Below are 13,473 nucleotides of genomic sequence, written 5' to 3' on the forward strand. Positions count from 1 at the left end.
ACCGCGCATGGCGCAGCCTCCGGTTGTCCCGGTCGCCTTCAGAAATGCCGCGCCAGCACCTCGCGGACACGCTCGACCATCTCGTCTTCCTTCACCGAGAACTGGGCCGGGCGCGCCGCCTTCCATTCGGCGTTGCTGGCGATGTCGCCCGCCGCCTTGGCACCCTCGATGAGGTCCTTGATCTGGACTTCGCCGGCCTCGCGCTCGTTGGAGCCCTGGATGATGGCGCAAGGGCTGCCGCGCCGGTCGGCGTATTTCATCTGCGCCTTCATGCCGGAGCCACCGAGATAGAGTTCGGCGCGAATGCCGGCCTCGCGCAGGCGCGCTACGAGGCGCTGGTAATCGGCGATGTTGTCGCGGTCGAGAACCAGCACCACCACCGGACCGGGCTTCGCGGTGCCCTCGAGGAGAGGGCTCCCGGTCAGTTGCAGCGCCGAGAACAGGCGCGACACGCCGATGGAGAAGCCCGTCGCCGGCACCGGCGCGGCGCGGAAGCGGCCGACGAGGCCGTCATAGCGGCCGCCGCCCGCCACAGACCCGAAGCGCACGGTCTGGCCCTCCTCGTTGGTGACGGGGAAGGTCAGCTCGGCCTCGTAGACAGGGCCGGTATAGTATTCGAGGCCGCGCACCACTGAAGGATCGGCCCGGATGCGGTCGTGGCCATAGCCCGCCGCCGCACAGAGCCGCATGATCGCATGCAGTTCAGCGATGCCCTCACGGCCGGTCTCGGACGAGCCGACGACATCGCTCCACGAGCCGAAGAATTGCTCCCAGAACGCCATCCGGTCGCCCTCTGCGTCGGGAGCGGCCTGGAAAGAGACGTAGGCGAGGATGCGCTCGATGGCGTCGGGTGCGAGGCCCGCACCTTTAGCGAAATCACCGCTCTCGTCCTTTCGCCCTTCGCCGAGAAGTTGGCGTACCCCGTCCACGCCGAGGCGGTCGAGCTTGTCGATGGCCCGCAGAACCGTGAGGCGCTGGCCGGCCTTGTCCTCGCCCGAGAGGCCGATAGCCTCCATGACGCCGTCGAGCACCTTCCGGTTGTTGACCTTGATGACGTACTGGCCAGACAGGCCGAGCTTTTCCAGCGTATCGGCCATCAACATGCAGATCTCGGCATCTGCCGCGACGGAGCCCGCGCCGACGATGTCGGCATCGCATTGCATGAACTGGCGGAAACGGCCGGGACCGGGCTTCTCGTTGCGGAAGACGTAGCCGGCGCGGAAGCTGCGGTAGGGCTTGGGGATCGCGTCGAAATGTTCGGCCACGTGCCGGGCCAGAGGCGCGGTGAGGTCGTAGCGCAGGGACAGCCAGGATTCGTCGTCGTCTTGGAACGAGAACACGCCCTCGTTGGGACGGTCGAGATCGGGCAGGAACTTGCCGAGGGACTCGGTGTATTCGACGAAGGGCGTCTCCAACGCCTCGAACCCGTAGAGCTCGAAGCTCTGGCGGATCGTCTCCAGCATCCGGTGCTGGGCGGCGATCTCATCGGCGCGACGATCGACGAAGCCGCGCGGCAGGCGCGCCTTCAACGTGTCGGCCTTCGTGGGATCGGCCTTCTTGGATTCGGCCTTGGCCATGGTGTCTTCGCTTTGCGTTCGGGCTGTCGATGTCAGGCGGGCTCTATCGCGGGTGCTCCCGAGCGGCAAGCGTGCCGGGCAAAGGGCGTGACACCGGGTGCCGTCGTTAGAGCTTGAGGCCGAGCAGCGCGCATAAGCTGAGAATGGCGATGGGGATCTGCAGCGGGCGAAGTCGAGCGAAGAAGAGCGGCGCCTCGCCGGTACGGGCGGCGATGGGATCGAGGATCGCCACGGCGGTGAAGCCGGCGATGAGAAGGGCGAGGGCCGCCACTGTCTGGCCGAGGGATGCGGACAGGAGCGCGAGAAAACCGAGGCCGAACAGGCCGAACATGGTGGCGATCTGGATGAAGGTCGGACCACCCTCGGTGCGGAAGCTGACGCCACGCCGTACGCCCGACAGAAACAGCAGGATCGCACAGCCCCATAGAATGGTGAGGTAGAGGACCGCATCGCCGAGATCGTCCCGCCGCCACCAGGCGAAAGCTGCACCGAGGGCGAACGGCACCATCGGCCCGTAGCCGAGAACGATGCTGAGCCAGGGCACGCGACGGGGCTCACTCACGTTGAGCGTGCGGTTGTCATCTCGCTTCATGCCGGGAGAGCTCCTCCATTCACCCAGCCGGGCAACCGTCGCGCCGTGGCCCAGTTCCGGAGCGCAACGTGCTTGAGATCGGCGCCGGCAGGCCAAGCGCGGCTGTTTTCACGTGTAACAGGTGGACTTGCCGCTTGCTCGTATCCCGAGACGAGAACGCCCCGGCACGCTGAAGGCAGCCGGGGCGTTCTCGGGATCGATGGCGGAAATGCCTTGGCAGATCCGTTCGTGGATCAGGAGGCGAGGGGACCGGTCGGAGTGTTGCCCTGCTGGTTCTGGGCCTCGAAGGCCTTCTGGCGGTAGAGACCCACGAAATCGATCGGATCGATATAGAGAGGCGGGAAACCGCCGTTGCGCACGGCCTCGGCGATGATCTGGCGCGCGAACGGGAAGAGAAGGCGCGGGCACTCGATCATCACGGCCGGATGCAGCTGGTCCTGTGGGATGTTGCGCATGCGGAAGATGCCGGCATAGTTCAGCTCGAAGGCGAACAGCACCTCGTTGTTGATCTTTGCATCGCCTTCCAGGGTCAGTTCGACCTCGAAATCGGCCTCGGCCAACTGCTTGGCATTGACGTTGACCTGGATATTGATCTGCGGGCCGCTTTCCTGCGGCTGGAGCGAGCGCGGCGCGTTGGGGTTCTCGAAGGAGAGATCCTTGGCGTATTGGGCCAACGCGTTGATGGCGGGCGACTGGTCCTCGGCGGGAGCCGCGCCGTTGCCGTTCGGTGCCGGGGTATCGGCCATGGCGATCTCGTCCTCTTTCGCGGGGTCTACTGGGCCACCTCGGCGATCCACTGCGCGGCGTATCGTCTGATCGTCGCAGGGCCGGGGCCGAGAGCACAGCGCGCTAACACGATGGGCCACCCCGGACAAGACGAGGGGCGGGAGGAGGCGATCCGCAGGCGCGTCGATCCGGTCGAGGAACCGGAGCCGTCTCCGAAGTCGGCGGTCTGCTCTTGACCCTGAGGCCTCCGGCATGGCTCCTCCCTGCCTGGATACGGCACGCGGGCAGCCCCATATGCAGGTTGACCTCGTGGGTCGCGCCCTCCTCTCGCGGGCGGGATCCTTTGAATTCTCCGGCTCGATCCTTGCGCAACGCTCCAATAAAGGGCGTAGCGGCGGGATTCTTGGGAGCCCCCTCGAACAAGCATGTCGTGCGACGGCCACGATCGGATCGGTGATGCAGGATTCTTTCGATTTGACGACCCTGATCTTCCTGGGACTCGCGGTGTTCGTCATTTGGCGGCTCCGGTCTGTGCTGGGACAGAAGACCGGAGCCGAGCGCTCGCCGTTCAAACCGGTGGACCGGAACCACAATCCGTCGCAGCCGACCCGGTCGGAAGGCGATAACGTGGTGCGTCTGCCAGGGGCGGACCGGGTTCAGCCGCAGCCTGATTCGGCACCGGCCGCCGCTGCCGTCGCCCGCGACTGGCGCGGCATCGCCGAGCCGGGCTCGGCTGTCGCCCATGGTCTCGAAGCGATCGTTCAGGCAGAACCGAACTTCGATCCCCGCGCCTTCGTCGAAGGTGCCAAGGGTGCGTATGAGGCCATCGTGATCGCCTTCGCCAAGGGCGACCGCAAGACCCTGCGCAGCCTTCTCTCGCGCGAAGTCTGCGAGGGGTTCGAGCGGGAGATCACAGCCCGCGAGTCGCGCCGTGAGACAGTGGAGACCACTTTCGTCTCTCTCGACAAGGCGGAGATCGTTGCCGTGGATGTCCGCAACAAGGTGGCACAGGTGACCGTACACTTCCTCTCGCATCTCATCACCGCGACCCGCAGCGCCGATGGTCAGGTGATCGACGGCAATGCCGAGGCCGTGGCCGAGGTGCCGGATGTCTGGACCTTCGCCCGCACGCTGGGCAGCCGGGATCCGAACTGGCAGCTCGTGGCCACGGAAGCCGGCGCCTGAGGATCCAGGGTTTGTCGTGACCGGGTTTATCAATCGGGCATCCTTCGCCGCCCTAGCTCTCGCTGCTGGCTGTCTTCCCGGCCCGGTCGCTCTTGCGACCGGGCCGCTTCGCGTCGGAGAGGCGATTCTCGAGCCCGTGGACCCGACCGCCTTGCCGGGCTTTCCCGGCTCCGATCCGGCCGCTTCCCTCGAGGTGTTCCGCCGGACCTGCGCCGCTCCACCGGTGGAGATCGCCGCGACTGTCGCCGGCTCGGCGGAGGATCTTGCCACCGCCTGCACCCGTGCGGCCTCGGTCAAGCCGGAAGAGGCCAGGGCCTTCTTCACGCGGAATTTCGATGCCTACCGTATCGTAAGAGCGGGCGAGGCGGGTGGTCCTTCGCGCCGGACGGGCTTTCTCACCGGCTATTTCGAACCGGAACTCACCGGTGCCCTCGCGGCCGGCCCCGGCTTCACCACCCCGGCCCTTGCCCGGCCGGACGATCTCGTGAGTCTCGCCCCCGGTGAGACGAAGCCCGGCCTCGATCCGACATTGCGGGCGGCACGGGCGACGCCGGGCGGCTTCGAGCCTTACCCCGACCGTGCATCCATAGAGGATGGCTCAATCGGGGAGCGGGCCCGGCCGCTCGTCTACCTGCGCGATCCGGTCGATCTCTTCGTGCTCCAGGTTCAGGGATCGGGGCGCGTACGCCTTCCGGATGGACGGGCGGTGAGGGTGCTCTATGACGGCCGCAACGGTCGTCCCTATACGTCGGTGGCCAAGCTCATCGTCCAGGCGGGGCATCTCCCCCTCGAGGGCCTGACGCTGGCCCGCTGGACCGGCTGGCTTCGCGACAATCCGGCCCTTGCCAAGCCACTGATGCGAGCCAACGCCTCCTACATCTTCTTCCGGCTCGCCGAAGTGGAGGATCCCCGCCTCGGCCCTCCGGGCGCGGCCGGCGTCCCCCTGACCCCGGGCCGGAGCCTGGCGGTCGACTCCACTTTGTGGCGTTACGGAACGCCGTTCTGGCTCGAGGGACGGATCGCCGGGGAGGACGCCCCAGGGCGCCTCGTCGTCGCGGCCGATACCGGTTCGGCCATCGTCGGCCCGGCGCGTGGGGACCTTTATCTCGGCACGGGAGAAGCGGCGGGGATCGCCGCCGGCAACCTGCGCGATGCGGTCGGCTTCGTCGTCCTGCTGCCGAAGCCGCGTGCGGTCCCATGAGGATGCCGCGCAGACCCCGCGGCCTGTCGGGGGAGGACGCCTTCCTCTGGGGCGAAATCGCACGGCTGATCACGCCGCTGCGCGGACGTGCTCCTTCTCCGAAGGCCAAAACACTGCCAACTGGGGATCCCCTTCCTCCGAAGCTTAAACCGGAAGTACCAGCGCTCGTCGCCAAGCCTGTTGCCAAGCCTGTTGCCGAAAGGGCCAGCTTGCCCGGTGGCGTGAAAGCGCCCCCGAAACGCATCGTGAAACCTGTCCCCGCCCCCGCTCTCGTGGCGGCCCCGGCGGCCATCGTCACCCCACCTGCCCTGCCGGGCCTGGAACGCAAGGCTCGCCTCGCCCTGCGGCGTGGATCGCTCAAGGTTGAGGCACGGATCGACCTTCACGGATTGTATCAGGCCGAAGCTCACGATGCCCTGATCGGCTTTCTGATGCGCTGCCGTTCGGCGGGCCATGCCCATGTCCTCGTCGTCACCGGCAAAGGGGGCGGGGCAGGCTATGACAATGCTTTCTCGGAGCGAGGGGTCCTGCGCCGCTCGGTGCCGCACTGGCTGCGTGCGCCGGAACTGCGCAGCGTCATCATCGGCTTCGAGGAGGCGGCGCGCCATCATGGTGGCGCCGGAGCCCTTTACGTCCGGCTGAGGCGACGCTGACGTCGTGAATCGAGGCGTCTCCCAGCGAGAAGAGCGCGATCCCGCATTCCGATCGCCTATGAGGGGCTTGAGCAGGATGCGGAAACGCGATATGGGGAGGTCCCTCCTTTTACGCCGTGTTGCATCCGAGAGCCATAGGCTCCCCATAGACGATGCGCGGAACCGGTCTTTACCGCTGTTCCGACCACAGGTGCCGACAAGGCATCCGGCGCTCCTCCGACTGTTCAGCCCGATCAACCCTCGTCCATCGTCGGTTCTCATTCTCCCATGACGTCACAGAACGATTCCCTCCTTCCCGTTGATCCGCCGGCAGAGGTCGGATTGGTCGCTGCCGATCTGAGCCCGCATCGCGAGGTCAAACTTCAGGATCTGAAGTCCAAGACCCCGACGGACCTGATCGCTTTCGCGGAGGAGGTCGAGGTCGAGAACGCCTCCACGATGCGCAAGCAGGAGCTCATGTTCTCCATCCTGAAGCAGCTCGCTGCCAAGGAGGTCGAGATCATCGGCGCCGGCACGGTGGAAGTGCTTCAGGACGGGTTCGGTTTCCTGCGTTCGTCCGAATCGAACTATCTGCCCGGCCCCGACGACATCTACATCTCGCCCACCCAGATCCGCCGTTTCGGCCTGCGGACCGGCGACACCGTAGAGGGGCCGATCCGCGGCCCGAAGGATGGCGAGCGCTACTTCGCTCTGCTCAAGGTGAACACGATCAACTTCGAGAACCCGGAGAAGATCAAGCACAAGGTCCATTTCGACAACCTGACGCCGCTCTTCCCGACGCAGCGCTTCAAGCTCGAACTCGACGCTCCGCCGAAGAAGGACTTCTCGCCGCGTATCATCGACATCGTCGCGCCCATCGGTAAGGGCCAGCGCGCTCTCATCGTGGCGCCGCCGCGTACCGGCAAGACCGTGCTGATGCAGAACATCGCGCAGTCGATCACCATCAACCACCCGGAATGCTACCTCATCGTGCTGCTCATCGACGAGCGTCCCGAGGAAGTCACCGACATGATCCGCTCGGTGAAGGGCGAGGTCATCGCCTCCACCTTCGACGAGCCGGCCACCCGCCACGTTCAGGTCGCCGAGATGGTGATCGAGAAGGCCAAGCGCCTCGTGGAGCATGGCCGTGACGTGGTCATCCTGCTCGATTCGATCACCCGTCTCGGCCGCGCCTACAACACCGTGGTGCCGTCCTCCGGTAAGGTGCTCACCGGTGGTGTGGATGCCAACGCGCTCCAGCGGCCGAAGCGCTTCTTCGGTGCCGCTCGCAACATCGAGGAGGGCGGCTCGCTCTCGATCATCGCCACCGCGCTCATCGATACCGGTTCGCGCATGGACGAGGTGATCTTCGAGGAGTTCAAGGGTACCGGCAACTCCGAGATCATTCTCGACCGCAAGGTCTCTGACAAGCGCATCTTCCCCGCGATCGACATCACCCGCTCAGGCACCCGCAAGGAAGAGCTTCTGGTGCCGCCGGATTCGCTTAAGAAGACCTACGTGCTGCGCCGCATCCTCAACCCGATGGGCGTCACGGACGCCATCGAGTTCCTCATGGACAAGCTGCGCCAGACCAAGAGCAACAACGACTTCTTCGACTCGATGAATACCTGAGGGAAGCTAAATCTCTCTTCCCTTCTGTGCCTGCGGGGTATCGAGGTTTTACCTCTTGCGCGTTAAAGGTTCTCGTTCGGGTCCCTCCTTCGCGCAAGATCCGCTAGCGCGAGTCTCAAGCGTGCGCTCAATGAGAATGGTTTCCGAAAGAAACCATTCTTTTCGTCGGCTATAGAGCGGACCGACATAGGAACCTACGCGGCGTCGTGGTTGAGCTATGAACGACGGCACTACCATTTTCGCGCCCGCCAGCGGTTTCGGACGTGCGGCCGTCGCCGTCATTCGAATCAGCGGACCTGCCACAGCCGACCTGGTCACGAGCGTCGCGAAGCGACTGCCGCCCCCTCGGCGCTTATCTCTTCGGATTCTCCGCGAACCTACGACCGGCGAACCACTCGATTCCGCCCTCGTGGCGTGGATGCCGGGACCTGCGACGTTCACCGGCGAAGATATGGCCGAACTCCACCTCCATGGTGGCCTCGCGGTGCGCTCCGCTGTCATGGCCGCGCTTGCTGCTCATCCCGGATGCCATATCGCCGAACCTGGTGCGTTCAGCCGACGTGCCGTGGAAAACGGTCGGATGGACCTGACCGCCGTCGAGGGTGCGGCAGATCTCATCGATGCGGAGACAGAAGCGCAACGACGCCAAGCTCTGCGTCAACTCGACGGAGTCCTGGGTCGTAAGGTGGCCGATTGGCGTGATCGTCTCATCGATCTCCTGGCCGGAGCCGAGGCCGCCCTCGATTTCGCCGATGAGGGCGATGTGGATGATTCCGCGCTCGATGCGGCGCTTCATGCCAAGGCTCGCGCCATCCGTGACGACATTGATCACGCTCTCGCCGATAGCCGGCGGGGAGAGCGTCTGCGGGAGGGCTACGTCGTGGTTCTCTCAGGGCCGCCCAATGCCGGCAAGTCCACGCTGCTCAATGCTCTGAGCCAGCGCGATGCCGCGATCGTTTCTGCCATTCCAGGCACGACCCGCGACCTTATCGAGATTCGTTGCGATCTCGGCGGGCTGCCGGTCATCATCGTGGATACGGCCGGCTTGCGGGATACGACCGATCCAGTCGAGGCTGAAGGCATCCGGCGCACCCGCAACCGGATGGACCAAGCCGATCTCGTCCTTGCGCTCCAGCCAAATGACGAACCACACGACCCAGCGAACGTCCTGCCAGATCGCACGATCCGGGTTCAAACGAAGTCGGATTTGGGCGTTGCCATGAATGGGGTACTCGCCGTATCCGCGTTGACCGGTGCGGGTATCGACAACCTGCTACGCTTCATTGAAGCGAGGGCGGAGCAAGCCCTTGGCGGCGGCGATGCTCTCATTACTCGCGAGCGGCACCGCGATGGGTTGACCCGCTGCAGCCATCACCTCTCCAGGATCGTGTCGGGCCCTGCCCTTCCGGAGCTGCTCGCCGAGGATCTGAGGCTTGCCGTTCGCGCCTTGGGCGAGGTCGCCGGTCGGGTCGGCGTCGAGGATATGCTCGATCGCCTCTTCTCCGGGTTCTGTATCGGTAAGTGACGGGTGGCGCCAAGGCTGGTGGTCCCTGGCCGTTCGCTGCGGGAAGCTAGGCCCCGTTCGAGATCTCGAAACGGCGACACAGGGCGTCGAGCTCTTCCGGCGTTTCGTAGCGGATGCGAATTTCCCCGCTGCCTTGAGTCTTCGACTTTAGCGATACCGTGACGCCAAGCGCGCGCGCCATGGCTTGCTCCAGGCTACGGACCTGTCCATCGCGTTCCGGCTTGCGCGGACGTCCCGGGCGGGGGGCATCGCCTTCCGGCACTTCAGCTGAGGCCAGGGCCTCGACCTCACGGACGGATAACCCTTCAGCCACGATCCGTCGCGCGACGGCTTCGGGCTCCCGCACCGCAAGAAGAGCGCGGGCGTGACCGGCTGTGATTTCCCCAGCGACGACTCGGTCCTGGATCGCGCTGGACAATTGCAGCAGACGCAACGTGTTGGCGAGATGGCTGCGGCTCTTTCCGATAATCTCGGCGAGCTCCGTTTGGCTGTAGCGAAACTCGCTCATGAGCCGCTCATAACCAGCCGCCTCTTCGATGGCGTTGAGATCACTGCGCTGGACGTTCTCGAGAATGGCGTATTCGAGGGAGGTCCGATCGTCGATCTCGACGACAACGACGGGGGCCTCGTGCAGCCCGGCACGCTGAGCGGCGCGCCAACGACGCTCGCCGGCGACGATCTCGTAGGTATCCGGAACGCCTGCCAGAGCGCGGACCACGATAGGCTGAATGATGCCGCGGATTTTGATCGAAGCAGCTAGCTCGTCGAGTTCGGCTTCGTGGAAGCGCCGACGCGGGTTTCGCGGATTTGGGCGCAGAAATTCGACGGCGACCTTGCGCTGTGCCTGCGGCTTCCCCGCATCGCCGCTATCGTCGCCGAAATCTCCGATCAGGGCCGCAAGCCCACGCCCGAGTCGAGGCCGCGCCACATCATCCGCCATCGCCACCTGCTTCAACTCCGATACGCTACGCATTCACGAAAAAGAACGAGCGACCTAAGCCGCGACTGGAAGCCGCCCCTCGCGTTGGATCACTTCCGAGGCCAGGCGCAGATAGGCCTGCGAGCCGGCGCATTTCAGGTCGTAGAGCAACACCGGCTTGCCATGCGACGGGGCCTCCGAAACGCGGACGTTGCGTGGAATCGTGGTCTCGTAGACCTTGTCGCCGAGGAAGCTACGGACATCGGCCGCAACCTGATTCGAGAGGTTGTTGCGCGGATCCACCATAGTCAGCACCACACCCTGAATGGTGAGACGCGGATTGAGCGCGCTGCGGACCTGATCGACAGTGCGCAGGAGTTGGCTCAACCCTTCCAGGGCGAAGAACTCACATTGCATGGGCACGAGCACGGCATCGGCGGCTGCCAGTGCATTGATCGTCAGCAGGTTCAAGGAAGGAGGACAATCGATCAGGACATAGGTCACGCCCTCGGTGGCACCGGCCTTACCGAGATCGATCATGGCGTTGCGCAGGCGGTGAGCCCTGTCGGACGAACTCGCCATTTCCAATTCGAGGCCAAGAAGATCCATCGTCGAGGGGGCGAGAAGCAGCCGCGGTACGGCCGTGGGCACTACCGCTTGGGCCAGGGACGCATCGCCGGCAAGCACGTGGTAGGTCGACAGCTTGCGCGAGCGGCGGTCGATGCCGAGCCCGGTGGAAGCGTTTCCCTGCGGATCGAGGTCGATCACCAAGACGCGTTCCCCGATAGCAGCGAGCGCGGTACCGAGATTGATGGCTGTCGTCGTCTTGCCGACACCGCCCTTCTGGTTGGCCAAAGCAAGGATGCGCAACGGCCGCTCGGGCGTCGCCCTGGAGGCGGAGGAGGGTTCGATGGTCATGAATCCACGCGGGAGAGGGCGGTGACGCGGACGATCCGCGCGTCCGACTCAGTACGGCTCGTCACCAGATCGTAAACGAATCTCCACCGTTGCGCTGCATTGGTCAATTCCGCCTGCGCATCACGGCCCTTCGGAAACAGCGCGATGGTGCCTGTTGTCAACAGCGGTTCCGTCCATTCGAGCAATTGGGGGAGGGGAGCCAAAGCACGGGCGCAGACGGCGTGAACTCCAACGTGTTCGGCGATCGCGTCCTCGATGCGGACGTTGCGAACCCGCGCCGGAGCTTTCGTCAATCGGGCCGCCTCCGTGAGAAAGGCGCATTTGCGCGCATTGCTCTCGATCAGGTCCACCTGAAAACCCGGCCGATCACGTCCTGCGATAGCCAAGATGAGGCCGGGAATTCCTGCCCCCGAACCGAGATCGAGCCACTTGCTGGCGTCGGGGGCGAGATCGAGCAGTTGGAGCGCGTCGGCGATGTGGCGAGTCCAAACCTCCGTGAGCGTGGCGGGACCGACGAGATTCTTGACGCTTTGCCACCTCCTCAGCTGCTCGACATAGATGTCCAAAGCCTCGGCTGTTTCACGTGAAACATTTGCCTGGGCGAGAACGCGCGTTCGGTCGTCATGCCTAGCGGCCATGGACAGCCGCCGGATTCGAGCGGTCGGCGCGGCGAGCATGGGCTGCCAGCAACGTCAGGGCGGCAGGTGTCACGCCCTCGATCCGTGCAGCCTGCCCGAGCGTGCCGGGTCTCACCGTTTCGAGCTTGGCCTGCATCTCGTTGGACAAGCCGGGAATGGCGCCATAGTCGAGCTTCGTTGGAAGCGACAGGGCTTCGTCTCGTCGGAAAGCCGCGATGTCGGCATTCTGGCGGTCGAGATAGACGGCATAGGTCGCATCTGTGCGGAGGCGATCCGCGATACGAGGAGACACGCTCCGAAGCTCGGGCCACACCTCGGTCAGACGGTCCCAGCCGATCTCCGGATAGGAGAGCAATTGAAAGGCACTTCGGCGAATACCGTCCTGGTTAAGCGCGATCTCATGCCGAGCCGCTGCGGCCGGTGTCAGGCTGAGCCTATCGAGCAGCCCCCGCGCTGCCTCCAGTTCACCTTGTGACCGAGCGAAATGCTCGGCCCTCTCGGAGCCGACACAGCCGAGAGCAGCCCCGCGCGGGGTCAGGCGCTCATCGGCATTGTCCACGCGGAGGGACAGCCGATATTCCGAGCGCGAAGTGAACATGCGATAAGGTTCGCTGACGCCGTGGGTCACGAGATCGTCGATCATCACCCCAAGATACGATTCGGCCCGGTCGAAGCGCGACAGGGTCGATCCCCCGGCGAGCCGGGCGGCATTGATCCCAGCCACCAGTCCCTGCCCCGCGGCCTCCTCGTAGCCGGTCGTGCCGTTGATCTGTCCAGCCAGGAACAAGCCGGGCAGTCGCTTGGCCTGGAGGGTCGTGTCGAGCTCGCGGGGATCGACGTAGTCATACTCGATGGCATAGCCGGGTCGCACGATGGCCGCACGTTCGAGACCCGGGATCAGTGCGATGACATCGCGCTGAACGCTCTCCGGCAGCGCGGTGGAAATACCGTTGGGGTAGACGGTCGGGTCGTCCAGCCCCTCGGGTTCCAGGAAGATCTGGTGACCTTCGCGGTCTCCGAAGCGCACCACCTTGTCCTCGATGGACGGACAGTAACGCGGCCCCCGGCTGCTGATCCCCCCCGAATACATCGGGGAGCGGTGAAGATTCGCACGGATGAGATCGTGCACCGCCTGGGTCGTACGCGTGATGCCGCATTGGATCTGTGGTGTGGTGATCCGTTCCGTGAGGGTCGAGAACGGCACCGGATCGTCATCGGCCGACTGCATGTCGAGGCCCGACCAATCAATGGTGCGGCCATCGAGACGGGCAGGGGTGCCGGTCTTGAGACGTCCGAGCGCAAAACCCAGCCGGTCCAGCGTCTGGGCGAGGCCGATGGATGGCCCCTCCCCGACGCGCCCGGCGGGAATCTGCACTTCTCCCATATGGATGAGGCCTCGAAGAAACGTGCCGGTGGTCAGCACGACAGCGGAGCAGGCAACCGTTCTCCCATCCGACAGAATCACCCCGGCGACCCGCGCGGCTGCAACGTGAATATCCCCGACTTCGCCCTCAATGATATGAAGGTTCGCGGTGCTGGCGACGGCTTCTTGGATTGCCCGCGCGTAGAGTTTGCGGTCGGCCTGGGTGCGCGGTCCGCGCACTGCCGGCCCCTTGCGTCGGTTGAGCAGGCGGAACTGAATGCCGGCTGCATCGGCGGCACGGCCCATCAGTCCGTCGAGGGCATCGACCTCGCGAACGAGATGACCCTTGCCGAGACCGCCGATGGCCGGGTTGCAGGACATCGCGCCGATCGTGGCAGCTGAATGCGTGACGAGGGCGGTACGGGCGCCGATGCGGGCTGCAGCAGCAGCGGCTTCCACGCCAGCATGACCGCCGCCGACCACGACCACGTCGAAGGAAAGACTTGTCTGGGACATAGGGTGATTAGGCGCGACCGGAGCGAGTCGTCAACGAGGAGTGCGAGCG

General features: G+C 65.1%; 12 protein-coding genes. 5 read left to right on the forward strand and 7 right to left on the reverse strand.

The features are described from left to right. Positions 1 to 38: 38 nt before the first annotated feature. The 3 genes from hisS to secB form a co-directional block, all read right to left on the reverse strand. The gene (gene hisS / locus AC0IXR_RS16580) at positions 39 to 1,577 is read right to left on the reverse strand and encodes a histidine--tRNA ligase (protein WP_471761499.1); all 1,539 of its coding nucleotides are present in this window, start codon (positions 1,575 to 1,577) and stop codon (positions 39 to 41) included. 106 nt (positions 1,578 to 1,683) lie between these two features. Continuing rightward, positions 1,684 to 2,169 carry a DUF3429 domain-containing protein gene (locus AC0IXR_RS16585; protein WP_311275675.1) on the reverse strand — a complete coding sequence of 162 codons (486 nt, stop codon included), beginning with the start codon at positions 2,167 to 2,169 and terminating at the stop codon, positions 1,684 to 1,686. 233 nt (positions 2,170 to 2,402) lie between these two features. Further along, positions 2,403 to 2,915, reverse strand: a complete 513-nt coding sequence (secB, locus tag AC0IXR_RS16590) for a protein-export chaperone SecB (protein ID WP_056423082.1) — start codon at positions 2,913 to 2,915, stop codon at positions 2,403 to 2,405. Positions 2,916 to 3,351: 436 nt separating this feature from the next. Between secB and AC0IXR_RS16595 the strand changes: the two genes are divergently transcribed. The 5 genes from AC0IXR_RS16595 (at position 3,352) to mnmE (ending at position 9,070) form a co-directional block, all read left to right on the forward strand. Further along, complete coding sequence (locus AC0IXR_RS16595; RefSeq protein ID WP_207413072.1) at positions 3,352 to 4,080, forward strand: Tim44/TimA family putative adaptor protein; 729 nt, start codon at positions 3,352 to 3,354, stop codon at positions 4,078 to 4,080. Between the two features lie 16 nt (positions 4,081 to 4,096). Continuing rightward, the gene (gene mltA, locus AC0IXR_RS16600) at positions 4,097 to 5,281 is read left to right on the forward strand and encodes a murein transglycosylase A (protein ID WP_471761500.1); all 1,185 of its coding nucleotides are present in this window, start codon (positions 4,097 to 4,099) and stop codon (positions 5,279 to 5,281) included. Next, positions 5,278 to 5,934: a Smr/MutS family protein gene (locus tag AC0IXR_RS16605; RefSeq protein ID WP_471761501.1), complete on the forward strand. Its 657-nt coding sequence runs from the start codon at positions 5,278 to 5,280 to the stop codon at positions 5,932 to 5,934. The genes mltA and AC0IXR_RS16605 overlap by 4 nt, the downstream gene beginning before the upstream one ends. Before the next feature lie 267 nt (positions 5,935 to 6,201). Next, positions 6,202 to 7,545, forward strand: coding sequence for a transcription termination factor Rho (gene rho, locus AC0IXR_RS16610; RefSeq protein WP_056423088.1), 1,344 nt, complete (start codon positions 6,202 to 6,204; stop codon positions 7,543 to 7,545). Positions 7,546 to 7,762: 217 nt separating this feature from the next. Continuing rightward, complete coding sequence (mnmE, locus tag AC0IXR_RS16615; RefSeq protein WP_471761502.1) at positions 7,763 to 9,070, forward strand: tRNA uridine-5-carboxymethylaminomethyl(34) synthesis GTPase MnmE; 1,308 nt, start codon at positions 7,763 to 7,765, stop codon at positions 9,068 to 9,070. A 46-nt stretch (positions 9,071 to 9,116) separates the two neighbouring features. Here the strand turns inward: mnmE and AC0IXR_RS16620 are convergent, their stop codons facing one another. Genes AC0IXR_RS16620 through mnmG form a run of 4 tightly spaced genes read right to left on the reverse strand, consistent with a single transcriptional unit; the run spans position 9,117 to position 13,424 of the window. After that, positions 9,117 to 10,010, reverse strand: a complete 894-nt coding sequence (locus tag AC0IXR_RS16620) for a ParB/RepB/Spo0J family partition protein (protein ID WP_056423097.1) — start codon at positions 10,008 to 10,010, stop codon at positions 9,117 to 9,119. A gap of 54 nt (positions 10,011 to 10,064) precedes the next feature. Next, on the reverse strand, positions 10,065 to 10,907 hold the full coding sequence (locus AC0IXR_RS16625; RefSeq protein WP_056423099.1) for a ParA family protein: 843 nt from the start codon (positions 10,905 to 10,907) through the stop codon (positions 10,065 to 10,067). Next, a complete protein-coding gene (gene rsmG, locus AC0IXR_RS16630) occupies positions 10,904 to 11,545 on the reverse strand; it encodes a 16S rRNA (guanine(527)-N(7))-methyltransferase RsmG (protein WP_156652702.1) in 642 nt (213 codons plus the stop codon). Before rsmG ends, AC0IXR_RS16625 begins: the two co-directional genes overlap by 4 nt. Beyond that, complete coding sequence (mnmG, locus tag AC0IXR_RS16635) at positions 11,535 to 13,424, reverse strand: tRNA uridine-5-carboxymethylaminomethyl(34) synthesis enzyme MnmG (protein WP_471761503.1); 1,890 nt, start codon at positions 13,422 to 13,424, stop codon at positions 11,535 to 11,537. Before mnmG ends, rsmG begins: the two co-directional genes overlap by 11 nt. Between the last annotated feature and the right edge of the window lie 49 nt (positions 13,425 to 13,473).

It is taken from the genome of Methylobacterium sp. AC832, from assembly GCF_979256025.1.